Annotated in this window: 25 protein-coding genes; 16 read left to right on the forward strand and 9 right to left on the reverse strand. The window is 59.4% G+C overall.

Annotated elements, in window-relative coordinates:
• The 4 genes from AAHB08_RS02890 to AAHB08_RS02905 all read left to right on the forward strand — a co-directional run.
• The coding region (locus tag AAHB08_RS02890; protein WP_342058058.1) for a bacteriophage T4 gp5 trimerisation domain-containing protein at positions 1-1,486 on the forward strand (1,486 nt) is incomplete at its 5' end.
• Positions 1,483-2,283 carry a DUF4123 domain-containing protein gene (locus tag AAHB08_RS02895; RefSeq protein WP_342058059.1) on the forward strand — a complete coding sequence of 267 codons (801 nt, stop codon included), beginning with the start codon at positions 1,483-1,485 and terminating at the stop codon, positions 2,281-2,283. The genes AAHB08_RS02890 and AAHB08_RS02895, both read left to right, overlap by 4 nt.
• On the forward strand, positions 2,283-4,283 hold the full coding sequence (locus AAHB08_RS02900) for a phospholipase effector Tle1 domain-containing protein (RefSeq protein WP_342058060.1): 2,001 nt from the start codon (positions 2,283-2,285) through the stop codon (positions 4,281-4,283). Before AAHB08_RS02895 ends, AAHB08_RS02900 begins: the two co-directional genes overlap by 1 nt.
• A 2-nt stretch (positions 4,284-4,285) precedes the next feature.
• The gene (locus tag AAHB08_RS02905; RefSeq protein WP_446699510.1) at positions 4,286-4,963 is read left to right on the forward strand and encodes a DUF2931 family protein; all 678 of its coding nucleotides are present in this window, start codon (positions 4,286-4,288) and stop codon (positions 4,961-4,963) included.
• A 29-nt stretch (positions 4,964-4,992) separates the two neighbouring features.
• On the opposite strand, the gene AAHB08_RS02910 is transcribed toward AAHB08_RS02905, so the two are convergent.
• Both AAHB08_RS02910 and AAHB08_RS02915 read right to left on the reverse strand, forming a co-directional pair.
• On the reverse strand, positions 4,993-5,553 hold the full coding sequence (locus AAHB08_RS02910; protein ID WP_342058062.1) for a DJ-1 family glyoxalase III: 561 nt from the start codon (positions 5,551-5,553) through the stop codon (positions 4,993-4,995).
• A gap of 31 nt (positions 5,554-5,584) precedes the next feature.
• Complete coding sequence (locus AAHB08_RS02915; RefSeq protein WP_342058063.1) at positions 5,585-6,532, reverse strand: ketopantoate reductase family protein; 948 nt, start codon at positions 6,530-6,532, stop codon at positions 5,585-5,587.
• Positions 6,533-6,746: 214 nt separating this feature from the next.
• On the opposite strand from AAHB08_RS02915, the gene AAHB08_RS02920 reads away from it, so the two are divergent.
• Positions 6,747-7,229: a YajQ family cyclic di-GMP-binding protein gene (locus AAHB08_RS02920; protein WP_139436622.1), complete on the forward strand. Its 483-nt coding sequence runs from the start codon at positions 6,747-6,749 to the stop codon at positions 7,227-7,229.
• A 103-nt stretch (positions 7,230-7,332) separates the two neighbouring features.
• On the opposite strand, the gene AAHB08_RS02925 is transcribed toward AAHB08_RS02920, so the two are convergent.
• The 6 genes from AAHB08_RS02925 to AAHB08_RS02950 form a co-directional block, all read right to left on the reverse strand.
• Positions 7,333-8,139 carry a nucleoside-specific channel-forming Tsx family protein gene (locus AAHB08_RS02925; protein ID WP_005330693.1) on the reverse strand — a complete coding sequence of 269 codons (807 nt, stop codon included), beginning with the start codon at positions 8,137-8,139 and terminating at the stop codon, positions 7,333-7,335.
• A gap of 156 nt (positions 8,140-8,295) precedes the next feature.
• On the reverse strand, positions 8,296-9,699 hold the full coding sequence (locus AAHB08_RS02930) for an AmpG family muropeptide MFS transporter (RefSeq protein ID WP_427229820.1): 1,404 nt from the start codon (positions 9,697-9,699) through the stop codon (positions 8,296-8,298).
• 85 nt (positions 9,700-9,784) lie between these two features.
• Complete coding sequence (locus AAHB08_RS02935) at positions 9,785-10,114, reverse strand: hypothetical protein (protein WP_171272412.1); 330 nt, start codon at positions 10,112-10,114, stop codon at positions 9,785-9,787.
• 112 nt (positions 10,115-10,226) lie between these two features.
• Positions 10,227-10,778 (reverse strand): peptidylprolyl isomerase, encoded by a 552-nt coding sequence (locus AAHB08_RS02940; protein ID WP_005330697.1) that lies wholly within the window; start codon positions 10,776-10,778, stop codon positions 10,227-10,229.
• 15 nt (positions 10,779-10,793) lie between these two features.
• Positions 10,794-11,366 carry a YajG family lipoprotein gene (locus AAHB08_RS02945; RefSeq protein ID WP_041206274.1) on the reverse strand — a complete coding sequence of 191 codons (573 nt, stop codon included), beginning with the start codon at positions 11,364-11,366 and terminating at the stop codon, positions 10,794-10,796.
• Between the two features lie 29 nt (positions 11,367-11,395).
• Positions 11,396-12,529, reverse strand: a complete 1,134-nt coding sequence (locus tag AAHB08_RS02950; protein WP_342058064.1) for a methyltransferase — start codon at positions 12,527-12,529, stop codon at positions 11,396-11,398.
• A 219-nt stretch (positions 12,530-12,748) separates the two neighbouring features.
• Here AAHB08_RS02950 and AAHB08_RS02955 point away from each other — a divergent pair, with 219 nt between their 5' ends.
• The 9 genes from AAHB08_RS02955 to nqrM all read left to right on the forward strand — a co-directional run bounded on the left by AAHB08_RS02955 (position 12,749) and on the right by nqrM (position 20,596).
• Positions 12,749-13,057 carry a BolA family protein gene (locus AAHB08_RS02955; RefSeq protein WP_041204526.1) on the forward strand — a complete coding sequence of 103 codons (309 nt, stop codon included), beginning with the start codon at positions 12,749-12,751 and terminating at the stop codon, positions 13,055-13,057.
• 438 nt (positions 13,058-13,495) lie between these two features.
• Positions 13,496-14,839: a Na(+)-translocating NADH-quinone reductase subunit A gene (locus AAHB08_RS02960; protein ID WP_139436612.1), complete on the forward strand. Its 1,344-nt coding sequence runs from the start codon at positions 13,496-13,498 to the stop codon at positions 14,837-14,839.
• Positions 14,840-14,842: 3 nt separating this feature from the next.
• A complete protein-coding gene (locus AAHB08_RS02965) occupies positions 14,843-16,072 on the forward strand; it encodes an NADH:ubiquinone reductase (Na(+)-transporting) subunit B (protein WP_342058065.1) in 1,230 nt (409 codons plus the stop codon).
• Complete coding sequence (locus AAHB08_RS02970; RefSeq protein ID WP_025327949.1) at positions 16,062-16,850, forward strand: Na(+)-translocating NADH-quinone reductase subunit C; 789 nt, start codon at positions 16,062-16,064, stop codon at positions 16,848-16,850. The genes AAHB08_RS02965 and AAHB08_RS02970 overlap by 11 nt, the downstream gene beginning before the upstream one ends.
• Entirely contained in the window at positions 16,843-17,475 is a 633-nt protein-coding gene (locus tag AAHB08_RS02975) for an NADH:ubiquinone reductase (Na(+)-transporting) subunit D (protein ID WP_005303545.1), read from the forward strand. The genes AAHB08_RS02970 and AAHB08_RS02975 overlap by 8 nt, the downstream gene beginning before the upstream one ends.
• A 3-nt stretch (positions 17,476-17,478) precedes the next feature.
• The gene (gene nqrE / locus AAHB08_RS02980; RefSeq protein ID WP_005330713.1) at positions 17,479-18,075 is read left to right on the forward strand and encodes an NADH:ubiquinone reductase (Na(+)-transporting) subunit E; all 597 of its coding nucleotides are present in this window, start codon (positions 17,479-17,481) and stop codon (positions 18,073-18,075) included.
• A 17-nt stretch (positions 18,076-18,092) separates the two neighbouring features.
• Positions 18,093-19,316, forward strand: coding sequence for an NADH:ubiquinone reductase (Na(+)-transporting) subunit F (gene nqrF / locus AAHB08_RS02985; RefSeq protein ID WP_025327948.1), 1,224 nt, complete (start codon positions 18,093-18,095; stop codon positions 19,314-19,316).
• A 3-nt stretch (positions 19,317-19,319) separates the two neighbouring features.
• The gene (locus AAHB08_RS02990) at positions 19,320-20,360 is read left to right on the forward strand and encodes an FAD:protein FMN transferase (protein WP_342058066.1); all 1,041 of its coding nucleotides are present in this window, start codon (positions 19,320-19,322) and stop codon (positions 20,358-20,360) included.
• Positions 20,361-20,371: 11 nt separating this feature from the next.
• Positions 20,372-20,596: a (Na+)-NQR maturation NqrM gene (gene nqrM / locus AAHB08_RS02995; RefSeq protein ID WP_005330718.1), complete on the forward strand. Its 225-nt coding sequence runs from the start codon at positions 20,372-20,374 to the stop codon at positions 20,594-20,596.
• A 73-nt stretch (positions 20,597-20,669) separates the two neighbouring features.
• Here nqrM and AAHB08_RS03000 read toward each other — a convergent pair whose 3' ends face one another.
• Positions 20,670-20,882: a hypothetical protein gene (locus AAHB08_RS03000; RefSeq protein ID WP_342058067.1), complete on the reverse strand. Its 213-nt coding sequence runs from the start codon at positions 20,880-20,882 to the stop codon at positions 20,670-20,672.
• Between the two features lie 198 nt (positions 20,883-21,080).
• Between AAHB08_RS03000 and dinB the strand changes: the two genes are divergently transcribed.
• Positions 21,081-22,133: a DNA polymerase IV gene (gene dinB, locus AAHB08_RS03005; RefSeq protein ID WP_342058068.1), complete on the forward strand. Its 1,053-nt coding sequence runs from the start codon at positions 21,081-21,083 to the stop codon at positions 22,131-22,133.
• Positions 22,134-22,199: 66 nt separating this feature from the next.
• Positions 22,200-24,335, forward strand: a complete 2,136-nt coding sequence (locus tag AAHB08_RS03010) for a methyl-accepting chemotaxis protein (protein ID WP_342058069.1) — start codon at positions 22,200-22,202, stop codon at positions 24,333-24,335.
• Positions 24,336-24,583: the final 248 nt, after the last annotated feature.

Consider the following 24,583-nt stretch of genomic DNA (forward strand, 5'->3'; position numbering starts at 1 on the left):
CGGCCACGAGGTCATCGTGAGTTTCCTGGAAGGGGACCCGGACCAGCCCATCGTTACCGGCCGCACCTTCCACGCCACCAACAGGCCGTCCTATGAACTGCCTGCCAACAAGACCCGTACCGTGCTGCGCACCGAGACCCACCAGGGGGAGGGGTCCAACGAGCTGCGCTTCGAAGACCAGGCGGGGCAGGAAGAGATTTACATCCACGGTCAGAAAGACCTGAACCTCCTCATCGAAAACGATGTGGCCTGGCACATCAAGCACGACGAACACCGTGACATCGACAACGAGCGGGTGACCCGCATCAAGGCCAATGACCACCTGACGGTGGAGGGGGAGAAGCGGGACCAGATCAAGGGGGACTATTCGCTCACCGTGGATGCCAGCCTGCATCAGAAGCTTGGCCAGTCCCTGCTGGTGGAGGCGGGGAGCGAGGTACACCACAAGGCGGGCATGAAAATCGTGATGGAGGCCGGTGCCGAGTTGACCCTCAAGGTGGGCGGCAGCTTCGTCAAGATTGACCCGAGCGGTGTCACCCTCAGTGGCGGATCCATCAAGATGAACTCAGGTGGCAGCCCGGGGTCAGGCTCCGGCTGGGGTGGCAAGGTCCCCATTCTGCCAGGCAATGTTGAGGTACCAGCAGCACCACCGGCAACTTTGCCAGCCCCGGCCATTCACAAGAGCATGGAGTCCATGGCACCGTTGACCAAGCCTTGTCCGCTCGCGCCACCACCCGCCCCACCTCAGTTTGCCGGGGGGGCACCAGTGCCACCACCCGCTCCACCCCAGTTTGCCGGAGGGCCATCGATGCCACCGCCGCCGCCACCTGCTGCGGCCAAAGGGGAGGGCAAAAAGCCAGCAAAGAAGTGGGCGACGGTAGAGATATCCAAAGCGGATGAAGCGCTCAGATACTATTCGGCGCAGGGGTACACGCTGCTCAATAACTATTTGCGGGATCGCCCCTACAAGCAGCGAGAGGCCATCGATACCCTGCTTAGTCGCAGCTATTTGAATTATGAGCCGACATCCGCGAGTGAGTTTGACCAGGCAATGAAGGCCTATGTTGCCGATGTGGAGGCTGGTCTGGCGAAATTGCCGGCTTCACCCGATTTGTCTTTCGTCTATCGGGGATTGGCACTGGACAAGCCGGAGCTTGCAGCCCTGAAAGAACAGTTCACAGGGGTGGGCAATATCGTTGTTGAGCCAGGATTCATGAGTACCTCACCGGACAAGGCCTGGGTGAACGATACCTTGTTGAAGATCCGCTTGCCTGCCGGTCATGGTGGCCGTCTGCTGGGAGACGCTGCGCACTTCAAGGGGGAAGCTGAGATGCTGTTTCCGACCCAGACCCGGCTAAGGGTCGATCGGGTGGTTTCCTCCATGAGCGGTGATTTCGATACCTTGCTCAATACGATTCCAACCTCTGACAATGCATCGGATAACCGCAGCAGGATCAAGCGACTGATCGAGGTATCCATATTATGACGTTATCTGATTGGCTCGCTGGCGAGCAAGTGGGTAAAACGTATGCCGTCATCGATGGAGCCCAGGCAGAGTCAGCCGTGGCGGATTTCTATACCTATGATGGAGAGAATGCCAATCCACTTTTTGCCGGTACAGCTTTCGATGAACAGTCTGCGTTGGGGCCCTGGTTGCTGCCTGCGCCTTCCACTGAGTTTATGATGGTCAACCCCACCCTGAGCGGCTTCTACCTGATCAGCGACCAATCAGTGGAGTTGATCCGCCGCCATTGGCAGAGCCTGATAGAAGCAATACGCGAGGGAGAAGCAGTCTGGTTTCGTTTCTCTGACCCACGCATTTTCCTGCCCATGCTCAGCGCCATGACCCCTGATGAACGCGATAGTGTGCTGGGGCCCTGTTCCGGGATCTGGATCCATGGCAAAGCCTTCGCTCGCACGCCTCATGCCCGGTTCCAGCCCGCATTGCAAACCCCCTGGTTTCATATCCGCCCTCATCACCTGGCTGGACTCTACGACGAGAACCGTCATGCCTATATCTTGCGTCGGCATTTCTGGCAGCGCATGACAGGTATGATGGAGCTTCATCCAGACCCGAAAGGCGCTATCCTGCCTGTGCTCAAAGCGGCTAACCTGGCATGCCTGCAAGACGATGTGCTTGACGGTGTGGTGGCTGGCGTCCTGACCCTGCAGGTGGGTCTGCCTCTTGACAGCATACGGGCTCCTTTGATGTTGACCGATGATGAGATGTCTCAGGTGGCCAACTGGTTGCACAAGTATCAAGTGAAGACAGGAGTTTCTTGATGGCGGCAGATCCCCATTGCATCCCTTGCGAGCGTTACGAAAACTGGATAGAGATCGATGTTCGTGATGAGTACAATCAACCATTCAAGGGGCTCAAGGCCATCTTGACTGATGAGACAGGCAAGTCAGAGACAGTGATACTGAAAGATGGACCAACTCTGGTGCGCGGTTTTGCGGTTGGTCCCGTGGACGTGAAGATTGAGACTCAGCCCTGGCTCAAGGCGGCGCAATCCCGCGAAAAGCTCAAAGAAGGAGAACAGAGCGGAATACCTGCTTATTCCGACAAGCTGCCTGGATATGAGAATTCCAAACGGGAGCATATCAAGGTCACCACGGGGGACCTCAGCCAGAGTGAACCGCCAACCCCGCTGCCTGAGGCTCACCAGAAGGGCAAGGCTAGCAATGCCCGCTTTTTTACCAAGCATTCCTATGTCATTGAGGTGAAAGGTTATCAAATCAACACTCTGCGGATCGGGGTGTTCTTCGATGGTACTGGGAACAATACCCGCAATGCCCAAGCTGGATTACAAAAGGTTGAGAAGTGGTTGCTGGAAACCTGTTCAGACCCAGCGCAGCGAGAGAAAGAGCTACGGGGCTGCCAGATGGGACAAAGCCCGGTTGAAGGAAGCTCGGCCAATGATGTGACCAATGTTTGGAAACTTCGCGAACAATATCGGATCGGCGAGGAAACCCTAAGTGCTCGTGCTTATATTAGCGGCATTGGTACCCGTGATCCTGTATTAGGAAAGGATACCCTTGTATATCGTTCTGACGATACTTTTACTCAGGGTCTGGATCTTGACCTAGGTGGAGAAAATACATCAATTATCGGTAAGGTGATGCAGGCTTGTGAACTTAAGATTACCGAAGGAATCGAGCTTGGTTTAGGTCGAGTATTGCCTGATATAGACTGTATTCATCGCATAGAATTCGATGTATTTGGCTTTAGCCGAGGGGCTGCTGCTGCTCGCCATTTTGTCAATGTGATCGATCAGAAAGCCGATCATCCTCTAGTCAAAGCGATAGCCAATAATCCGAATATTCGGCTTAAGGCAGGTTTTGATTGGGCCAGCCGGAGAGATGTACGTTTTACTTTTGTTGGCCTGTTCGATACCGTTGTTTCCTCCTATAACTCCCGTGTTAACGTCAATCTTAAAGCTGATTGTGCGCAGCGAGTAGTGCATCTAACGGCGCAAGATGAAGTACGTAAACACTTTCCTCTGTCACGTATCATTGACAGAAATACGGAGAGCGATATACCTACTCACTTTACTGAGTTAGCTCTACCTGGGGCTCACTCTGATATAGGGGGGGGGTATTATAGCCGCTGGAGTTTGGGCAATCCTAATAGCGATTCTGCACTGATTGAGTGCATCGAGATGGAGCGCTTTATGAGCGTCGAAAGTGTCGATATAACGGAAACTGCGAGTCGTGCTTATTTGCAAGCCAAGGCCTATGCCGAAGAAAAAAGAGCTATGGGATGGGTAGAAAGCATCAACTCCAACTTACCCCGCGGCGCAGTCCCGTCGCTTGGGGTCATCAGCCTGAAACCTTATTCCTTTAGGCGTCCGGAGGGGAAAAATAGTTCTGGTCCCGGCAAAAAGTCAGTCTATGTGGAGGTACTGATGAATCGGGTGGTTGAGGGGGAATATTCTCGCATTCCATTGCATATGATGGTTGAAGCTGGACTGGCTGCGGGGGTGCCATTTAAAAAATGGAGGTCTGAAGATAGGGCACTGCGACTTGAGTCACTCTCAATCAAGCGATCAATGCTCAATTTAACAAAGCTAGATAGGCTCTGGGCTCAAGCAGCTACAAAGCAAAAAAAGGTGGAAAACTTAGCTAGTCAACTACCAGCCGATGATTATCGTATGTTACGCCGTGATTATTTGCATCATAGCGCTAGTAACCAAGGAATTGCCAATCCGGCTAATACTGATAAATCCGAGCCTACAGTTAGTAAAGAAAAACGTGAACTGATAGGAAACAAAAAAATATGATATTGAAACGATTATTTATCCTGAGTTGTTTTCTGTGGTCGTTGACCGCTTATGCTGTGCAACCAATTTATTGGGTTTATGGAACAGGTAGCAACATTGATAATATTTGGACCAGCAAAGCAGAATTTTATCGTGATGGTCGTTTAGTCGTGGGCTATCCGGGAGGGGGAGGAGGACCTGAGACCAGTGAAAAGCGTATTGTTCAAAAGAGGTATTACTGGAGTGGGGGGGATGGTGGACCAACTAATGGAGCCCCTATACCAGATAAGGCCATAGTCGAAATGGTCTCATTCCACGACAAAAAACGTTATCGCATCAAAGTAGATCTACCTGCTGATTTGGAACAGCGGATGCGGCAAGAGTACATGGTTGATGGAATGATCGAACGCCGTCATTGGCTTTACTTTGGGTTGGCACCAGGTGGTTATTTCGAAGTGCTGTTGCAAGGATTCAATATCCGGCCTGATCAGTTGCTTGTGCGTGGTATTGCCGAAGAGGTGACTGACGACTGGTATGATAAAAAAGTCCCGCTAGCTCGCCAATATGGAATAGATGACTTCGATAAAGAATATAGCGAGTTATTCAAGCAATATTCTGTGCCACACGGCATGGATTGGGCTCCCATCATGGACTCCTACCGTGCCAAGCAGCCCAAAACAGATATAAAACCAGTCAACTAGCTAGCCAGTTGCATCCACAATCTTCGCTGTTATGGCATAACCATGGGCCCGGCGACCGCGCGGGCGGCTTCGTCACCGCGCAGCACCCGTACTATCTCGAGGGCAAACTCGATGGCGCTGCCGGGGCCCTGGCTGGTGATCAGGCGATGGGCTTCATCGGTCACCACCCGCGCCGTGCTCAGTTGCGCGGTGGGCAGGCGGGCCTGAAAGCAGGGATGGCAGGTGGCGCTGGCATCGCCAAGCAAGCCGTGATGGTGCAGCACCACGGCAGGGGCGGCGCAGATGGCCGCACGCCAGCGGCCCAGCGCCGCCTGCTCCCTCAGCAGGTCGATGGCGAGGGGGGTGTCGCGGATAGCTTCGCTGCCGGGCAGGCCACCCGGCACGACCATGGCTTCGAAGTCGCGGCTGGTCAGCTCGTTGAGATGGCAATCGGCGACCAGCTGCACCCCACGGGAGGCGCGGATCTGGCGCTGCCCCGCCGGGCAGCAGGAGGCCAGCACCACCTCTATGCCGCCGCGCACCAGGGTGTCGACGATGGCGACCGTCTCTATCTCTTCCGACCCAGGGGCTACCAATACCAGCACGCTCATCCTGCACTCCTCCATCGCCCGCGTCCCGGGCTCAGCGCTTCTCTTTGACGGCCTGATAGAGGCCCTGATTGACCGGCACCGCAATGCCGTGGGTGGCGGCCTTGCCGAGCAGGAAGCCGGTGATGGCCTCAATCTCGGTCTCACGCCCCTGCTCCATGTCCTGATACATGGAAGAGTAATTGTCGGCGGTGAGTTCCACCACAGTCATCACTCGGCGCAGCAGCTCGTCGCTGCCGGTCGGCTGGCCTTCGGCCTGCATCACGTCGGCGACTTCCACGCAGATCTGTTGCAGCACATCGGCAAAACGGGGGCCGGCCAGTTCGCCATTCTTGAGCTTGTAAAGCGCCGTGAGCGGATTGATGGCGCAGTTGATGGCGAGCTTCTGCCACTGGCGGGTCAGGATCTGCTCATCCCAGCCGGCTTGGCCTAGGGCGCGAGCGAGTTCATCCGCCAGGTGGGCATGGGCTTTGGCCGCGTCGTTGACCGGGCCCAGCCAGGTTTCGCCCTTGCCGGTATGGCGGAACACGAAGTGGCCATTTTGCATGGCGCCGTGGCTGGTGACACCGGCAATGACCGGGTTGTGCGGAAACAGCTGCACCACCTGTTCGGCTATGCCCATGCCATTGTGCAGCAGCACGATGGGAACCCCTGCCGCCAGCTTGCCTGCCAGGGGCGTCAGGGCCGACACCACCTGACCCGCCTTGGTCATCACCAGCAGTCGCTGGATGGGGCCGGGCTTGTCGATGAAACCCCGCTCGATGGCGAGCAGCTGGGTGTGGCCCTCGAGGGAGGTGAAATCGATGCCGGGGTGCAGGGTGGCGCGGTGCCGCTCGCTCAGCAGCACACGGGTCGGCTGGCCACTTTGGGTCAGCAAGGAGGCGAAGACGCCGCCCAGAGCACCACAGCCCAGCAAGGACCAGTGAGGGGAGGAGGGGTGTCGGCTGTTTTTCAGGTTGTTGTCGCGTAATCCGCTTGGCATGGAGAGGCTCAATCAGGGTAGTGGCTGCGTTCCGAACAACCCGCTACCGGGGATAAGTGAAGATATCGCTAGGCGGACACTAACGGGTCTCGCCATTCCTGTGCGCAGGGGATTCTAGCAGAGCAATCCCATTGAAATCAGCAAATTTGCCGGTTTTCTGGTAGATTTGCCCCTTTGTCAGCACAACCTGAAGTACAGCATGAGGAGCCCGGCTATGCCGTCATTCGATATTGTCTCTGAAGTCAAAATGAACGAGGTGTTGAACGCCGTCGATAACGCCAATCGTGAACTGGCGACCCGTTTCGATTTTCGTGGTGTGGAAGCCAGCTTCGAATTGAACAAGGAAGAGGTGAAGCTGGAAGCCGATGCGGATTTCCAGCTCAAGCAGATGGTCGAGATCCTGCGCGGTGCCCTGCTCAAGCGCCAGATCGAGAACAGCTCCATGGAGGTGGGCGACAGCGTTCACTCCGGCAAGCGTTTCCACCTGACGGTGAAGTTCAAGCAGGGGATCGAGAAAGAGATCGCCAAGAAGCTGGTGAAGCTGATCAAGGATTCCAAGATCAAGGTGCAGGTTGCCATCCAGGGTGACGAGGTGCGCGTCACCGGCAAGAAGCGTGATGATCTGCAGGAGACCATGGCACTGGTGCGTGGCGCCGAGCTGGGTCAGCCGATGCAGTTCCAGAACTTCCGCGATTGATGATGAACGGGGGGAGGGCCCTGGCCACTCCCCTCATCGAGGAAGTGCCATAAAAAAACCGGAGCAGCTGCTCCGGTTTTTTGTGTCCGTGTGACGAGTTCGATTAGAACTTGTAGGTCACGGAGAAGTAGTGGCCGAAACCAGTGGTCTTCAGACCGTAGGAACCGTTCTGGATGCCATAGATGTCGTTGAAGTACTTCAGACCGTAACCGACGGCGTAGCGGTCGGAGTGCCAGTACAGACCGTTGAACATGGCGGTACCGTCGGTGGAAGTGTCCTTGGCATCAAACAGGTGATCCAGGTAGCCCTGATAGGCTACGAAGCTGCCGTTGGAGAAGGTGTAGAAAGGCTTGAACCAGTTCATGGAGAACTGATAGCCGTTCCAGCCCTGCTCACCGCCGCCTTCGTTGACGTGACGGGCATACAGGTTCATGCCAACCTTGCCGAACCAGGGCACTTGTACGTCTGCACCCAGACCGGTCATGGCTTCAAACAGACCATCCGGACCACCCACGTTGATCAGGTTGGCGATGTAGACTTCCTGCACCGGGCCGAAGGAGAGATCTTTGCCGGTCATGGCATCGATGGAGATACGCGGTGCGAACTTGATGAACAGGTTGTCTTGGTTGTGCTTGTCGTCGTGACGGTTCTGGAAGATGTCGAACACGTCGACGTAACCGTACAGATCGAAGATACCAGAGCGGCCACCAAACTCCATTTCGAAGTAGGTATCGTTGTAACCACCTTCAGATTCGCTGTAGGGCAGCTGATCGATGGTGTGCATCACGTTGAACTGGAACCACTTGTAGTCGTTCTTGTGGATGTCGCCGCTGTAATCGGCAGCAAAGGCCGGAGTGGCGGATGCAGCCAGCAGACCGGCAGCGATCAGAGTCTTGGTAAATTTGGCCATTTTATTGGTCTCTTGTGCGTTAGTTGAGGTTTTCCGTAGCCTGCCCACAAGGAGCGGAAGGGATTCTAGCCAAATAAATTCATCGGATAAACAAGAGCCAGGGAACTTTGTCCGGTTTTGTGAATCTAATCACCCCCAAAATGGCGCAAACGCTTGCTATTTGTCCGCTTGTGGTAACAAAGCATCGCCTCGTTTGGCAACCATGATGATCAGTATCATCACCGGGATGCCGAGCAGACTGGTGCCGACGAAGAAGCTGCTGTAGCCGATCTGTTCGACCACCTGACCGGAAAAACCCGCCAGCAGCTTGGGCATCAGCAACATGATGGAGCTGAACAGGGCGTACTGGGTCGCCGAGAAGGCGACGTTGGTCAGGCTCGACAGATAGGTCACGAAGGCTGCCGTCGCAATGCCGGCGCTGAGGTTGTCCAGCGAGATGATCAGGGTCAGCAGCTCCAGATCGTGACCCACCTCGTTGAGCAGGGCGAACAGCAGATTGGTGCTGGCGGTGAGCACGGCGCCGAGAAACAGGATGCGCAGGGTGCCGAAGCGCATCACCAGCACGCCCCCCAGGGCCGCCCCCACCAGCGTCATGATGACGCCATACACCTTGGTGATGGTGGCCACCTCCGTCTTGCTGAACTGCAGATCCACATAGAAGCTGTTGGACATCACCCCCATCACCACATCCGAGATGCGATAGCAGGCGATGAGCCCCAGGATCAACAGGGCCGAGCCGCCGTAGCGGCGGAAGAAATCGGCAAAGGGACACCAGATGGCTTCATAGGTCCAAGCGCCCAGCCCGGCCAGGGTCCTGGGCCAGCCCCGCTCGAGCAGCAGCGTCTTGCGCTCCATCTGTTGTTCGTTCTGGCGATGGAGGTCGATATCCGGCTCGTGGCTGAGCAGTGTGGTGAGGATGCCGAGGGACATCAGCCCCGCCATCAGCAGGTAGGTGAGCTGCCAGCCGCGGTAGTCGTAGCTGTCGTTGCTGCCAAGCCAGGCCGCCAGTGCCAGCGCCCCCGCCCCCGCCATGATCATGGCGAGCCGGTAACCCGTCATGTAGGAGGCTGCCATGGCCGCCTGCAGGCGCTCGGGGGCCGACTCGATGCGGTAGGCGTCGATGACGATATCCTGGGTCGCGGAGCAAAACGCCACCAGCAGGGCGAACAGGGCGAGCTGGGCGAGCTGGGTCTTGGGATCGCAATAGGCCATGCCAACCAGGGAGAGGGCGATCAGCACCTGGGAGAGCAGCATCCAGCTGCGGCGCCGCCCCAGCAGCCGGGAGAGCAGTGGCAGCGGCAGTCGATCCACCAGAGGGGACCACAGCCACTTGAAGCCATAGGCCAGCGCCACCCAGCTCATGTAGCCGATGTCGGTCAGGCTGACATCGGCTTCGCGCAGCCAGAAGGAGAGGGTGCCGAAGACCAGCAGCAAGGGCAGGCCGGAGGAGAAGCCCATGGCAAACAGGGTGAGTACCCGCGCTTCCAGATAGACGGCGAGGGCGTCTCGCCAGCTTGTGGCGCGGTCAGGGGTATGGCTGGGCGGGCGGAGATTGTTCAACTGCCTGACTCCTCAGAGAAAAGGGGGTCATTTTGTCAGGTTCGAGGGGGATAGCCAAGGCAAGCCGAACGGGGCGGCCCGGGATTCAGGGTCGTGAGCCGATGCAGTGGCGCGGACAGGGCCCCTCGGCCACGAGGAAGGTGGCGCAGGCCATCAGTTGCTGACGCAGCCAGGTGTCGGTGACGAGCTGATGCTCGTCCCACAGGTGCAGGCTGTGGAGCAGGTGCCAGAACACCCCCTCCTGCTCGGTGGCGGGCTCTTTATCCATGGGGATGGCGGGCAGCGCCTGCCAGTGGGAGAGGAGTTGCCAGCTCAGATCCTCGAGCTGTCGATAAGGAATTTCCCGTGCCAAAAAGTGACGAACCGCCTGGGCCAGCACAATGGCATGTTGGGCAATGTAATCGTGACAAGTCACCGGAACCTCCTCTCTCTGCCTGGCCATGTCCCGCACACAGGACAAGGCCAGAGTATAGAAAGGGGCGCCGGTGACCCGGGTTACGTCGTGGCGGAATGTGATCCGCCCCGCGTTATTTGTCCGCCAGCAGCACCACTTTTTTCAGGATGATGGGGCTGGTCGGCACGTCATTGGCGCGCAGTATGGAGCTGTAGCCGGTCTGGACCTGAGCCAGCTTGTCCAGCACCTCCATGCCCTGCACCACCTGGCCGAACACCGTGTAACCGGCGCCGGCATTGGCGTTGAGGTTGTCGTTGTCCACCAGGTTGAAGTAGAACTGGCGGGTGGCGCTGTCGACCGCCTGGGTACGGGCCATGGCGATGCTGCCACGCTTGTTGGGCAGGCCGCCCCTGGACTCGTTGACCACGGGGTCGAAGGTCGGCAGGGGCTGGAACTGCTGGTTGTAGCCCCCGCCCTGCACCACGAAGTTCTGGATCACCCGGTGGAACAGGCTGCCGTCATAGCTGCCATCCGCCACGTAGCGCAGGAAGTTCTTCACCGTCTGTGGCGCCTGCTTGGGGGCCAGCTCCACCACTATGTTGCCGTGGTTGGTCTCCATCTGGACTTTTTGTCCGGCGAACGCCAGGGGGGCGATCAGGGTGGCCAGTAACCAGAGAGTCTTCATTTATATGCTCCTTGCTCAGCTCGGCTGGCCTTTGAGATAACCGCGCAGTGCCTCGTCGGCCATGATCTGTTGCAGCACGCTGCCCAGTTGCTGGTTCAGGATGGACTCCAGGTCGGCCATGGTCGGCTCACCCGGCTCTTCCTTGCTGGAAGACATATTGAACTGCTTGGTCAGTCTGTTGCCCTGGAAGTCGGCGATCACCTGCAGGCTGACCTTGGACTTGGTGACATAGGTGAAGGTCTTCTCTTCCACGGTGACGGCGGCGGTGGAGATGGCCAGGGTCAGGTTGGTGGTGCCGCTGTTGCCCACTTCGAGGCCCTGGCTGCGCAACCCTTCCGCCAGTTTTTCCGCCAGCAGGTTGTTGAGGGGCTGGCTGCTGTTGACCAGCACGGGAGCCTTCTCTTTCTTCTTGATGGAGAAGACATAGGCGGCCTCGCGCTTGTCGACTCCTTCCATGGTGATGCGGTTGCCAGAGTAGTACTGCTGGTTGGAGGGGATGACTTGCGGATTGAGCAGCGCCGTCTCCGGCCAGTGGGTGGCACAACCACCCAGTATCAGGGCGGCCAGCAGCAAGAGTGACTTTTTCATCATGGTTTTCCTTTGGCGTTTGATGGCTTTCAGCGTTTGATGGCTTTCAAAATAACGAATTTGCTGTTCGACGCAACGACTTGTGCGTTGGCAAACAAGCGCTTGAGTTTGTTGTGATAGTCCAGATGACGGTTGCCTACTATCCAGAGTTCACCCCCCTGAGGCAACACCCGGTGTGCGTCGGTGAACATCTGCCAGGCGATGTGATCGGTGATCGCCTGCAGCTGATGGAAGGGGGGATTGCAGAGGATTCTGTCCGCCGCTCCGACCGCCACGCCGTCGAGACAGTTGTTGACCATGAAGTGGGCTCGCGGCAGGGCAGCCGGCAGGTTGTGCTCGACGTTGAGGCGCGCCGAGGCGACCGCCATGTGGGATTCGTCGATGAAGGTCACCTCCACCTCGCTGTCTTTTGCCAGCAGCGAGAGACCCAGCACCCCGTTGCCGCAGCCAAGGTCTATCACCTTGCGCGCGCTGTGGATCGGCAAATTGTCCAGCATGAAGCGGGCGCCTATATCCAGGCTGGTGCGCGAAAACACGTTGGCATGGTTGTGGATGAGCATGTCGGTGCCCTCCAGCGGCCAGACGGTCGGGAAGGGGTTGGTCAGGGCAGGGCGCTCGGCCTGCGGCTCGCAGTGAATGAGGCGCGCCTTCTTCCAGGCGAGCGAGGTGCGGGTCTGGCCCAGATACTTCTCGAACAGCTTGAGGGTGGAGCTGTGGATGTCCTTGGCCTTGCCGGCGGCTAGGATGCGAGTAGCCGGGGTGACCACCTCGCGCAGGGCCAGCAGTTGCTGCTCCAGCAGCGCCTGATACTTGGAGACCTTGATCACCACCAGCGCAGGGGCATCGGGCAGCGGGGCCAGGGCGTCCTGCAGGGTGATCTGTGCGGGATCCAGCCCGTTCTCCGCCAGATTGGCCAGGGTGGCCCGCTCGCTGATATGGGAGTCGCTCACGCAGACCGGGCCATGGCCGTGCAGATAGGCGGCCAGGGCGCCGAAGCCGTCGTTCATGATGATGACGGGGCCATCCTGCTCGAGCGGCTCCTCGGCCAGGGTGTTGATCAGGTACTCGTCCGCCGCATCCCAGGCCTGCAGGGGATCCTGGCTCTGCCGTGGGTAGCGATACAGGGTCAGACGACAATGGGCAGTGTCGAGCAGGGTTTGCATAAGAATGAGTCCAACGTGTTGCTGATAGATGACGCCCGCCCGCACCGTGTTGCCCGGCAGGCAGGGAAAGTGGCGCTATTCTAGCGGCGACGGAGAATTTCACCAGCCCGCAGCGAGGAGGCGCCCGGCCTCCTTCTATTTACAGCGGCCCTGATGCATCCGGCATGCAACCCTGGCTACAATGGCCGGATATCCAACGAGGGAGTCTTGCCCGTGAGCATGCAACAACAGATAGAGGCCAAACTGGCCGCCGCCTTGTCCCCCAGTCATCTGGAAGTGATCAACGAGAGCTACATGCACAGGGTGGAGCCGGGATCCGAGAGCCACTTCAAGGTCATAGTGGTGAGCCAGGCCTTCGAGGGGCAGCGCCTGCTGGGGCGCCATCGTCAGGTCAACGGCGTGCTGGCAGAGGAGCTGGCAGGGGCTATCCATGCGCTGGCGCTGCATACCTATACCGAGGCGGAGTGGCAGGCCCGGGAGCAGGCCCCCAAGACCCCGGGCTGTGTCAGCAAGTCCCCCTTTGCCTGAGCCTTTGACCTTTTCATTACCCGATTGTCGACCAATTAACAAAACCATCACGACAGGGCCGGGGCGCCAGCCGCCGGCCCCGCGTGCGTTGGATCAGGGTAATGATTACTTTTTCTAATCAACCTCTGGGATGGGTGAAATTACCTCCATATGGGTAGTAAAACAAAAAATCCTTTAAAACCACGGGTTGCAGGGATGGAAGGGAAATATTCATTGGAGGTTAATTTTGTGATAGGACGGGGATTTTCCCCATTTGGCGTGGCGACTGACTTGTCTAAGGTGGTAAACTCAGGCGCTTTTGAATGATCCTGTATGTTGCTGATTTGTTTGTTTCTTCGACAGTTTTCCGTGATGTTGACGGGCTCATTCAACAACTCGTCGTGATGTATTTCTCGGCGCTAACCAACCTGTCTTCCCTTAACGGTAGTGCAAGTGAGTATGATTACAATTAAAAGAGGACTGGACATCCCCGTGCTGGGTGCTCCGGAGCAAGTAATCTACGATGGCCCGGCCATCACCCGTGTTGCTACACTCGGCGAAGAGTTCGTGGGGATGCGTCCTACTATGTTCGTCAAAGTAGGTGATCGCGTCATTAAAGGTCAGGAGCTCTTCGAAGATAAGAAGAATCCCGGCGTTAAATTCACGGCCCCTGCCACCGGTGTGGTTTCTGAGATCAACCGTGGTGCCAAGCGTGTTCTGCAATCCGTTGTCATCGACATCGATGGTTCTGACGAACAGGTGACCTTTGAACACTTTGCGTCTGCCGAGCTGGCACAGCTCGAGCGCAGCAAGGTGCAGGAGATCCTGGTCGCATCAGGCCAATGGACCGCATTGCGTACCCGTCCATTCAGCAAGGTGCCGGCAGTGGGCTCTGCCCCGCGTGCCATCTTCGTCACCGCCATGGACACCAACCCGCTGGCTGCCAACGCCGAGATCATCATCAAGGAACAGGCCCAGGCCTTCCTCGATGGTCTGGCCGTGCTGAGCCGCCTGACCGATGGCACTGTCCACGTCTGCAAGGGCGAAGCCAGCCTGCCGCACGCCTCCCTGGCCCAGGTCAAGGAAGCCGTGTTCGTCGGCCCGCACCCTGCCGGCCTGCCCGGTACCCACATCCACTTCCTGGACCCGGTCGGTGCCAAGAAAGTGCAGTGGCACATCAACTATCAGGATGTGATCGCCTACGGCAAGCTGTTCACCACAGGTCAGATCTTCACCGACAAGGTGATCGCCCTGGCCGGCCCGAACGTGATCAAGCCGCGCCTGCTGCGCACCCGTCTGGGCGCCTGCATCAGCCAGCTGACCAACAACGAGCTGCGTGCGGACGAGAATCGCATCATCTCCGGTTCCCTGCTGAGCGGTGCCAAGGCCGAAGGAGTTCATGACTACCTGGGTCGCTACCACAATCAGGTGAGCGTGCTGGGCGAAGGTCGTGAGAAAGAGTTCCTGGGCTGGGTCAACCCCAGTGCCGACAAGTTCTCCATCACCCGTACCACCCTCTCTCATCTGATGAAGGGCAAACTCATCAACTTCACTACCACCACCAACGGTAGTGATCGCTCCATGGTGCCTATCGGCAACTATGAGCGCGTGATGCCGCTCGACATCCTGCCGACCCTGCTGCTGCGGGATCTGATCTCCGGCGACACCGACAGCGCGCAGGCGCTCGGCTGCCTGGAGCTGGATGAGGAAGATCTGGCGCTCTGTACCTTCGTCTGCCCCGGCAAGACAGAGTACGGCCCAGTCTTGCGTGAGTGCCTGACCAAGATAGAACTGGAAGGTTAAGCGATGAGTTTCAAGCAACTTCTTGAAAATATGGAACATCACTTCGAGCCGGGTGGCAAGTACGCCAAGTACTATGCCCTGTTCGAGGCGGCGTATACCCTGTTTTATACCCCGGGTTCCGTGACCCGCAATGCCGCCCACGTCCGTGATGCGATCGATCTGAAGCGCATGATGATCATGGTGTGGCTGGCCGTGTTCCCGGCCATGTTCTGGGGCATGTACAACGTCGGCAACCAGTCCATCGCCGCCATCGCCCATCTGGGCAGCGCGGCCGGTGCCGATACCTGGCAATACGCCCTGGCTACCCTGCTGGGGGCCTCGCTGGATCCGGCCGTGGCCGGCATCGGCAGCAAGATGCTGATCGGTGCGGCGCACTTCTTCCCGATCTACATCACCGTCTTCATCGTCGGCGGTTTCTGGGAAGTGCTGTTCGCCATGGTGCGCAAGCACGAGATCAACGAAGGCTTCTTCGTGACCTCCATCCTGTTCGCCCTGATAGTGCCGCCCGAGCTGCCCCTGTGGCAAGCCGCGCTCGGCATCACCTTCGGCGTGGTGCTGGCCAAGGAAGTGTTCGGCGGTACCGGCAAGAACTTCCTGAACCCGGCCCTGGCGGGTCGTGCGTTCCTGTTCTTCGCCTACCCGGGCCAGATCTCCGGCGATGCGGTCTGGGTGGCCGTTGATGGCTATTCAGGCGCGACTGCCCTGAGCCAGTGGGCCCAGGGCGGCCAGATGGCGCTGATCAACGGTGCCACCGGCGAAGCCATCAGCTGGATGGATGCCTTCCTCGGCAACCTGCCGGGCTCCATCGGTGAAGTCTCCACTCTGATGATCCTCATCGGTGCGGCCATGATCGTCTACATGCGGATCGCCTCCTGGCGCATCATCGCCGGCGTCATGATCGGCATGGTGGCGACCTCCCTGCTGTTCAACGTCATCGGTTCCGATACCAACCCCATGTTCAGCATGCCGTGGCACTGGCATCTGGTGCTGGGTGGCTTCGCGTTCGGCATGGCCTTCATGGCGACCGATCCTGTCTCCGCCGCCTTTACCAACAAGGGCAAGTGGTGGTACGGCGCCCTCATCGGCGTCATGGTCGTGCTGATCCGTGTCGTGAACCCCGCGTTCCCGGAAGGCATGATGCTGGCCATTCTGTTTGCCAACCTGTTTGCCCCCTTGTTTGACCATTTCGTGGCGCAGGCGAACATCAAGCGGAGGATCGCACGTGGCGTTTAATAAAGACTCTACTACCGGCACTCTCGCCGTAGTGACCGGTCTGTGTCTGGTCTGCTCCATCGTGGTCTCCGTGGCCGCCGTGGGTCTGCGTCCTGCCCAGCTGGAAAACAAGGCGCTGGACAAGCAAAGCAACATACTGTCCGTTGCCGGTGTCGATGTCAGCTCTGTGGCCAAGCGTGACCTGGCCCAGCTGTACGGCGACAAGATTGAAGCGCGTCTGGTGGATCTGGCCACCGGTGAGTTCGTTGACGGCGATGCCGACAACTTCGACACCAAGCTGGCAGCCAAGGACCCGGCCAAGAGTGTTCGTCTGGCACCTGCCGACGACAAGGCCGGCCTGCGTCAGATCTCCAAGCTGATCCCGGTGTTCTTCGCGAAAGATGCCGAGGGCAAGGTCGACAACATCATACTGCCGATCTACGGCCAGGGTCTGTGGTCCACCATGTATGCCTTCGTGGCGGTCGCGGCCGATGGCCAGACCATCAAGGGCATCACCTACTATGACCACGGTGAAACCCCGGGTCTGGGCGGCGAGATCGAGAACCCGGCCTGGCGCGAACTGTTCGTCGGCAAGAAGCTGTTCGATCAGGACGGTCAGCCTGCGCTGCGGGTGATCAAGGGACATGCTCCGGCTGGTTCCGAGCATGAAATCGACGGCCTGTCTGGCGCAACCCTGACCGGTAATGGCGTACAGCACACCTTCGACTTCTGGATGGGCCCCAAGGGCTTCGGTCCCTTCCTGGCCAAGGTACGTGCAGGAGAAATCAACAATGGCTGACAAGAGCGAAATGAAAAAATTGCTGTTGACGCCTGTGCTCGGTAACAACCCCATCGCACTGCAGGTGCTGGGTGTCTGTTCCGCGCTGGCCGTTACCAGCCAGATGAAGACGGCGTTTGTGATGACGCTGGCCGTTACCGCGGTCACCGCCTTCTCCAACCTGTTCATCTCCCTGATCCGCAACCAGATCCCGAACAGCGTGCGGATCATCGCCCAGATGGCGGTGATTGCCTCGCTGGTTATCGTGGTTGACCAGGTGCTCAAGGCCTATGCCTATGACATCTCCAAGCAACTGTCGGTGTTCGTCGGCCTCATCATCACCAACTGTATCGTGATGGGTCGTGCCGAAGCCTATGCCATGAAGAGCGCCCCGCTGCCCTCCTTCCTGGACGGCATCGGCAACGGTCTGGGCTATGGCGCCGTGCTGCTGACCGTGGCCACGGTGCGCGAGATCCTGGGGTCAGGCACCTGGTTCGGCATCGAACTGCTGCCGCTGGTGAACAATGGTGGCTGGTATGTGCCGAACGGCCTGCTGCTGCTGCCGCCGAGTGCATTCTTCATCATTGGTCTGATCATCTGGGGCGTACGCACCAAGGATCCCAAGCAGGTGGAGGCAAAGGATTAAGGTATGGAACACTATCTGAGTCTGTTGATTCGTTCGATCTTCATCGAAAACCTGGCGCTCTCCTTCTTCCTGGGGATGTGTACCTTCCTGGCTGTGTCCAAGAAGGTCAAGACCGCCATGGGCCTCGGCATTGCCGTTATCGTGGTTCAGACCGTTGCCGTTCCGGCCAACAACCTGATCTACAACTACGTGCTCAAAGACGGTGCCCTGGTCTCCGGCCTGGATCTCAGCTTCCTGAGCTTCATCACCTTCATCGGGGTGATTGCGGCCCTGGTGCAGATCCTGGAGATGGCGCTGGACAAGTACTTCCCGGCGCTCTACAACGCCCTCGGCATCTTCCTGCCGCTCATCACGGTGAACTGCGCCATCTTCGGTGGCGTCTCCTTCATGGTGCAGCGTGACTACAACTTCGTGGAGTCCGTGGTCTATGGCGTGGGGTCGGGTGCAGGCTGGATGCTGGCCATAGTCGCGATGGCGGGGATCCGCGAGAAGATGAAGTACTCCGATGTTCCGGAAGGCCTGCGCGGCCTCGGCATCACCTTCATCACCGCGGGTCTGATGGCGCTGGGCTTCATGTCCTTCTCTGGTATTTCCCTGTAATCGGAAAGGAAATATAGATGGAAATTATTCTGGGTGTGGTCATGTTCACCGTGATCCTGCTGGCCTTGGTGGCAGTCATTCTGTTCGCCAAGTCCAAGCTGGTGACCGCCGGTGACGTGACAATCAGCATCAACGGCGACCCGGCCAAGGCTGTGACCAGCCCGGCGGGTGGCAAGCTGCTTGGCGTGCTCGCCGGCAGTGGTATCTTCGTCTCCTCCGCCTGTGGCGGCGGCGGCTCCTGTGGTCAGTGCAAGGTGCGGGTGAAAGCCGGCGGCGGCGACATACTGCCGACCGAGCTGGATCACATCAGCAAGGGCGAAGCCCGTCACGGCGAGCGTCTGGCCTGTCAGGTCACCGTGCGTTCCGACATGGACATCGAGCTGCCGGAAGAGATCTTCGGCGTGAAGAAGTGGGACTGTACCGTCATCTCCAATGACAACAAGGCCACCTTCATCAAGGAGCTCAAGCTGCAGATCCCCGATGGCGAGAGCGTCCCGTTCCGCGCCGGTGGTTATATCCAGATCGAAGCCCCTGCCCACCACGTGCAGTACAAGAACTTCGACATTCCCGAGGAGTATCGCGGGGACTGGGATCGCTTCAAGATCTTCGAGCTGGAGTCCAAGGTCAACGAGCCTATTATCCGTGCCTACTCCATGGCGAACTATCCGGAAGAGTTCGGCATCATCATGCTGAACGTGCGGATCGCGACTCCGCCGCCGAGCAACTGGACTGCGCCTCCCGGCCAGATGTCCTCCTACATCTTCAGCCTGAAGGCTGGGGACAAGGTGACCATCTCGGGTCCGTTTGGCGAGTTCTTCGCCAAGGACACCGACGCCGAAATGGTGTTCATCGGTGGTGGTGCCGGCATGGCGCCGATGCGTTCCCACATCTTCGACCAGCTGCGTCGCCTGAAGTCCAAGCGCAAGATGAGCTTCTGGTACGGTGCCCGTTCCAAGCGCGAGATGTTCTATGTCGAGGACTTCGACATGCTGGCCGCCGAGAACGACAACTTCCAGTGGCACGTCGCCCTGTCGGATCCGCAACCGGAAGACAACTGGGATGGCTACACCGGCTTCATCCACAACGTCTTGTTCGAGAACTACCTCAAGAACCACGAGGCGCCGGAAGATTGCGAGTTCTACATGTGTGGACCTCCCGTGATGAACGCTGCCGTCATCAACATGCTGAAAAACCTCGGCGTTGAAGACGAAAACATCCTCCTGGATGACTTTGGTGGTTAATCCATGCACAGTGTTGTAAAGACCTGGCTAGCCTTCGGGCTAGCCTTTTTCTTGACTGGGTGCGGTCAGGAACAAACGGTCCAATCCAAGCCGGAGATCCACATCACCGGCAGCACCATGGGCACCTACTACTCCATCAAGGTGGCGGATGCCGCCGTCACGGATGCCGCCAAGCTTCAGGCCGAGGTGGATGTCCTGCTGGAACGGGTCAACGATCAGATGTCCACCTACCGCCCGGATTCCGAGCTGTCGCGCTTCAACCAGCACAAGGACAATACCCCTGTGGTGGTCTCCCGTGACACAGCCCGGGTGGTGACCGAGGCCATTCACATTGGCCGCGAGAGCCGCGGGGCGCTGGACGTCACCGTGGGCCCCCTGGTCAATCTGTGGGGCTTTGGGCCGGATGCCAAGCCGACCAAGGTGCCATCCGACGAGCTGATCGCCCAGACCCGGCAGAAGACGGGCCTCGGCAATCTGCATGTGGTAACCTCGGTCGACGCCGACACCCTGCAAAAGGACATCCCGGATCTCTACGTGGATCTCTCCGCCATCGCCAAGGGCTTCGGGGTGGACAAGGTGGCCGAGTACCTGGAATCCCTGGGGGCGCGCAACTACCTGGTGGAGATCGGCGGCGAGCTGCGGATCAATGGCGTCAACGGCAAGGGTCACCCCTGGCGCGTCGCCATCGAGAAGCCGACCGCCAATGCCGGCTCGGTGCAGGAGGTGATAGTGCCAGGGGACAACGGCGTCGCCACCTCGGGGGACTATCGCAACTACTACGAGCTGGATGGCAAGCGCTTCTCCCACACCATGGATCCGCTGACGGGCAAGCCCATCACCCATCGCATGGTGTCGGTCACCGTGATCCACCCCTCCTGCATGACGGCAGACGGGCTGGCCACGGCGCTGACGGTCATGGGAACGCAGAAGAGCCTGGCCTATGCCAAGGAGCGGGGTCTGGCCATCTTCGTCATCACCAAGACGGACGAGGGCTTCGAGGAGGCTTACTCGGATGCCTTCAAGCCTTATCTGGTCAAGAAGTAAGGGGTAACGACATGCAGATCTTTCTGATCACCTTCGGGGTGTTTCTGGTGGTGGTGGTGGCCATGGCCATCGGCTACATCTTCCAGAAGAAGACCATCTCCGGCTCCTGTGGCGGCCTTGGCACCATAGGGATCGAGAAGGAGTGCGACTGCCCGGAGCCCTGCGACAATCGCAAGAAGAAGATGGCCAAGGAAGAGGCCCGTCGCAAGATGCTGGTGGACAACCGCATCCTCTGAGGGCGAGCACCCGCGTGCGGGTGCATCGAATGCACGCGAGCCGACCCTGGGTCGGCTCGCGTCTTCATGGCGCTCAGTAGTCGTACTGGCTGCAGGCCTTGTTGTGAAACTCCGCCTTTCGTTTTGCCAGCTCCTCCCTGGTGCCCAGCTTGTCCCCCTGCTTGATGGCTTTCTCCAGTATCTCTATGCGCTCAAACAGCCAGCTGCACTCGGCGGTCGGATGGTCCTTGGTCATGCCCGTCAGCGGCAACAGCAGCAGGCAGAGTCCCGGCCAGATTGCTCTCATCTCTCCTCCTTGAGTCTGATGTGGATGGTGCCTTGAGAGTCTATCCGTCCCTCTCCTCCCGTGCGCTGGCAGAAATGACAGGGCTGGGGTAGCATGGGGCCTTGACTGGTTATTCATACAGTGGTGTCGCCGCCTCATCACGACAGCGGCGGTGCACCCAACCATGCGGCAGGCGCCGACGGCTCAACAGACTCTGGCATGCGCAAGATCATTCACATCGACATGGACTGCTTCTTCGCCGCGGTGGAGATGCGGGACAACCCGGCCCTGCGGGAGGTGCCGCTGGCCATCGGCGGCTCGGCCGACAGGCGCGGCGTCATCTCCACCTGCAACTATGTGGCGCGCCGCTTCGGGGTGCGCTCCGCCATGCCGAGCGCCCTGGCCAGGAAACTCTGCCCGCCGCTGGTGCTGATCCCCGGGCGGATGGCCGTCTACAAGGAGACCTCCCGCCAGTTGCAGGCCATCTTCCTGCGCTACACGGAGCAGGTGGAGCCGCTCTCCCTCGATGAAGCCTACCTGGATGTCACCGACAGCCCCCACTGCGGCGGCAGCGCCACTCTGATGGCGGCCGAGATCCGCGCCGCCATCGTCCTCGAACTGGGATTGACCGCCTCGGCCGGGGTGGCGCCGAACAAGTTTCTGGCCAAGCTTGCCTCCGAGCAGCGCAAGCCGGACGGCCTGTTCGTCATCCGCCCCCAGGAGGTGGACGAGTTCGTGCGCCAGCTGCCCCTCGGCAAGCTGCCCGGCATAGGCCGCAAGACGGCGGAGCGGCTGGAGTCCCTCGGGCTCTACTCCTGCGAGGATGCCCGCCAGCTCGGCAACGAGGAGCTGGTGAGCCGTTTCGGCAAGCTCGGGGAGATGCTGGCTGGCCGCATCTGGGGACATGACGATCAGCCGGTACAGGCCCGGCGGATACGCAAGAGCATAGGGGTGGAGACGACCCTCGCCAGCGACGTGCTAGATGAAGCCGCCTGCCGGGAGGTGCTCGGCCGGCTCATCCCCGAGCTGGAGCTGCGCTTTGCCAGGGCTTGTCCTGCGGAGGCGCTGATGGGGCAGGGGATCAAGCTGAAGTTTGCCGATTTCCACCAGACCACCGTCTATCGCAAGGGGAGCTACCAGGCGACCCGATTCCACGATCTGCTGCACGAGGGGCTGCAACGGTCTCAAGGAAAACCCATTCGCCTGCTCGGTCTGGTGGTCGGTCTGCCAGGGGCGGGGGAGATCAACCAATTGAGCCTGGATCTCAGCTGATTTAGTTAAGTTTTTGTGTCCAAAACCGATACAGTGTTCACATCTGTAGACGTTAGGAAATGTGGCATGAGTTCTCTTTCTGTTCAGGGACGGATCACCCTGATCGCCGGTTGCTGTCTGTTGGCCAGTGCCGCCGCACTGGTCGCCTCTTCCCTCTTCAACGCGGCCCGCATGCAGGAGCAGGTGCTCACCTCCACCACCCTGGAGGGGCAGCACGCGGCAGAAAACTGGATGAAGGCCATGGGGTCCACCCAGGCGGCCAGAGTGACCAGCTACCTCGACGAGGCCTATTTCAGGGCCACCCTGCTGGCGGAGGGCATACTGTTCCAGCGCAAGAACGCGGCGGACAACTTCGTTCACTCCGAGGCGCTGCGCAATGCCGTGAACCAGCAGTTGCAGGACGCGGCGGAGTCGTCGGCCAATCTGCTCGGGGTCTATGCGGTATTCGAACCCAACCAGCTCGATGGTGAAGACGACAACTATCAGGGCTCGACCGCGCTCGGGGCTAACGACAAGGGGCGCTTCTCCAGTTACTGGGCCAGAGTCGATGGCAAGGTGACCCTGGAGGTGATGGACGAGGCGCTGCTGGCCGACGACAAGCCCTCCGGGCACGGCGGCCTGGAGAATGACTGGTACAGCTGCAGCATTCGCAGCAAGGCCCTCTGTCTGCTCGATCCCTATGTGGACGAGGTGGGCACCCGGCAGGTGCTGATGACCTCTGTGACGGCCCCCCTGCTGGAAGAGGGCAATCTGCTCGGCATGGTGGGGGTCGACATCTCGCTGGCCACCTTGCAGAGCCTGGTGGAGGAGATGGACAAGACGCTCTATGACGGGCAGGGCAAGGTGCTGCTGCTCAGTCACGAGGGGCGGGTGGCCGGGGTCGAAGGGTTCAAGGTCGCCCTTGGGGATACCCTGGAGCAGCAGGGGCTGTCGGCGGATCTCAACGGCTGGCTCGCCAAGGGGGAGGTGGTCACGCGCTGGAGCCCGGATGGCGCCCTGTTGCAGACCTTCGTGCCGGTCAGCATGCGCGGGACGGATCGCAAGTGGGGCATCTACATCGAACTGCCCCGCGCCGTGGTGCTCGCCTCCGCCCTGCAACTGCAGGATGAGCTGGAGGGCCAGTCCCAGCGCAGCGTCGCCACCCAGCTGCTGATCGGCGGGGCCATCTCAGCCCTTGCCCTGCTCTGCATCTGGCTGATGGCCCAGCGCATCGTCGCCCCCATCCGCACCGTGGTGGCCCGCCTCAAGGACATCGCCAGCGGCGAGGGGGATCTGACCCAGCGGATCGACCTGCGTCGCGATGACGAGATCGGCGAGCTGGCGAAGTGGTTCAACAACTTCCTGGACAAGCTGCAGTCCACCATCAGCCAGGTGATCGATACCGTGGCCGGCACCCGGGCCAGCGCGTCGCTGGCGGCGCAAGGGGCCGAGCGCACCAGTGCCGGCATGCAGTCCCAGTATCAGGAGGTGGATCTGGTGGCCACGGCGTTCGAGGAGCTGAGCGCCACCGCCCTGCAGGTCGCGGGCAATGCCAGTTCGGCGGTGAGCGCGGCCAACCAGGCGGACATGGCGGCCCAGGAGGGCAAGTCCGTGGTCGCCGATACCCAGCAGGCGATGTCCAGGCTGATGGCGGTGATCAGCGACGCCAAGCCCGTGGTGGAGCGGCTGGCCGCCAACAGCGACAACATCAACGACATCCTCATCGTCATCCAGGGAATAGCCGAACAGACCAACCTGCTGGCGCTCAATGCCGCCATCGAGGCGGCGCGGGCCGGTGAACAGGGCCGCGGCTTCGCCGTGGTGGCCGACGAGGTCCGCAACCTGGCGGGTCGTACCCAGAATGCCATCGTCGAGATCCAGACGCTGATCACCGAGTTGCAGTCGGGCACGGAGGCTGTGGTGAAGGCGATCATGACGGGCCACAGCCAGGCGGATGTGACCCTCGGCAAGGTGGAGCTGTCGGTCAGCGTGCTGGAGCAGATCATCCATGCGGTGGCCACCATCCATCAGATGAACGAGCAGATAGCCAGGGCGGCCCAGGAGCAGAGCGGGGTGGCGGACGAGATCAACCGCAACGTCAGCAACATCCGCGACGTGAGCCACACCATCAGGGCCGAGGCGGCCACCTCGGCCGACAACGGGCGCGAGTTGTCGCAACTGGCGGACAAGCAGCAGCAACTGGTGGGGCAGTTCAGGGTGTAGAGATAAGAAAAAAGGCGCCATCCAACCGGAGGCGCCAAACACATTCAGATGACAGACTGGGTTAAATCGGTCCGATTTAGCCCTTCTTCCCGCAGAGGAAGAAACACAACACCACAATCGCTGTCGGCCCACTCACAAAAACCACATGTAAACCAACATGGAAGAGAAGGTGTGAGCCATATGGCAACGGATTGCGTGGCGAATTATGTTTATTCACTGGTCGACCCGCAACCGACAATTTATAATGC

Source organism: Aeromonas sp. OTU364 (genome assembly GCF_038440395.1).
Classification (GTDB): domain Bacteria; phylum Pseudomonadota; class Gammaproteobacteria; order Enterobacterales; family Aeromonadaceae; genus Aeromonas.

What these genes read in the sequence shown, in the direction of transcription:
- AAHB08_RS02910 (WP_342058062.1), bottom strand. Translation starts at nt 5,553, where the DNA reads ATGAGCGTGCTGGTATTGGTAGCCCCTGGGTCGGAAGAGATAGAGACG.
- nqrF (WP_025327948.1), top strand. Translation starts at nt 18,093, where the DNA reads ATGGAAATTATTCTGGGTGTGGTCATGTTCACCGTGATCCTGCTGGCC.
- AAHB08_RS02965 (WP_342058065.1), top strand. Translation starts at nt 14,843, where the DNA reads ATGAGTTTCAAGCAACTTCTTGAAAATATGGAACATCACTTCGAGCCG.
- nqrM (WP_005330718.1), top strand. Translation starts at nt 20,372, where the DNA reads ATGCAGATCTTTCTGATCACCTTCGGGGTGTTTCTGGTGGTGGTGGTG.
- AAHB08_RS03000 (WP_342058067.1), bottom strand. Translation starts at nt 20,882, where the DNA reads ATGAGAGCAATCTGGCCGGGACTCTGCCTGCTGCTGTTGCCGCTGACG.
- AAHB08_RS02925 (WP_005330693.1), bottom strand. Translation starts at nt 8,139, where the DNA reads ATGGCCAAATTTACCAAGACTCTGATCGCTGCCGGTCTGCTGGCTGCA.
- AAHB08_RS02955 (WP_041204526.1), top strand. Translation starts at nt 12,749, where the DNA reads ATGCAACAACAGATAGAGGCCAAACTGGCCGCCGCCTTGTCCCCCAGT.
- AAHB08_RS02975 (WP_005303545.1), top strand. Translation starts at nt 16,843, where the DNA reads ATGGCTGACAAGAGCGAAATGAAAAAATTGCTGTTGACGCCTGTGCTC.
- AAHB08_RS02990 (WP_342058066.1), top strand. Translation starts at nt 19,320, where the DNA reads ATGCACAGTGTTGTAAAGACCTGGCTAGCCTTCGGGCTAGCCTTTTTC.
- AAHB08_RS02895 (WP_342058059.1), top strand. Translation starts at nt 1,483, where the DNA reads ATGACGTTATCTGATTGGCTCGCTGGCGAGCAAGTGGGTAAAACGTAT.
- nqrE (WP_005330713.1), top strand. Translation starts at nt 17,479, where the DNA reads ATGGAACACTATCTGAGTCTGTTGATTCGTTCGATCTTCATCGAAAAC.
- AAHB08_RS02950 (WP_342058064.1), bottom strand. Translation starts at nt 12,529, where the DNA reads ATGCAAACCCTGCTCGACACTGCCCATTGTCGTCTGACCCTGTATCGC.
- AAHB08_RS02900 (WP_342058060.1), top strand. Translation starts at nt 2,283, where the DNA reads ATGGCGGCAGATCCCCATTGCATCCCTTGCGAGCGTTACGAAAACTGG.
- AAHB08_RS03010 (WP_342058069.1), top strand. Translation starts at nt 22,200, where the DNA reads ATGAGTTCTCTTTCTGTTCAGGGACGGATCACCCTGATCGCCGGTTGC.
- AAHB08_RS02945 (WP_041206274.1), bottom strand. Translation starts at nt 11,366, where the DNA reads ATGAAAAAGTCACTCTTGCTGCTGGCCGCCCTGATACTGGGTGGTTGT.
- AAHB08_RS02940 (WP_005330697.1), bottom strand. Translation starts at nt 10,778, where the DNA reads ATGAAGACTCTCTGGTTACTGGCCACCCTGATCGCCCCCCTGGCGTTC.
- AAHB08_RS02920 (WP_139436622.1), top strand. Translation starts at nt 6,747, where the DNA reads ATGCCGTCATTCGATATTGTCTCTGAAGTCAAAATGAACGAGGTGTTG.
- dinB (WP_342058068.1), top strand. Translation starts at nt 21,081, where the DNA reads ATGCGCAAGATCATTCACATCGACATGGACTGCTTCTTCGCCGCGGTG.
- AAHB08_RS02960 (WP_139436612.1), top strand. Translation starts at nt 13,496, where the DNA reads ATGATTACAATTAAAAGAGGACTGGACATCCCCGTGCTGGGTGCTCCG.
- AAHB08_RS02915 (WP_342058063.1), bottom strand. Translation starts at nt 6,532, where the DNA reads ATGCCAAGCGGATTACGCGACAACAACCTGAAAAACAGCCGACACCCC.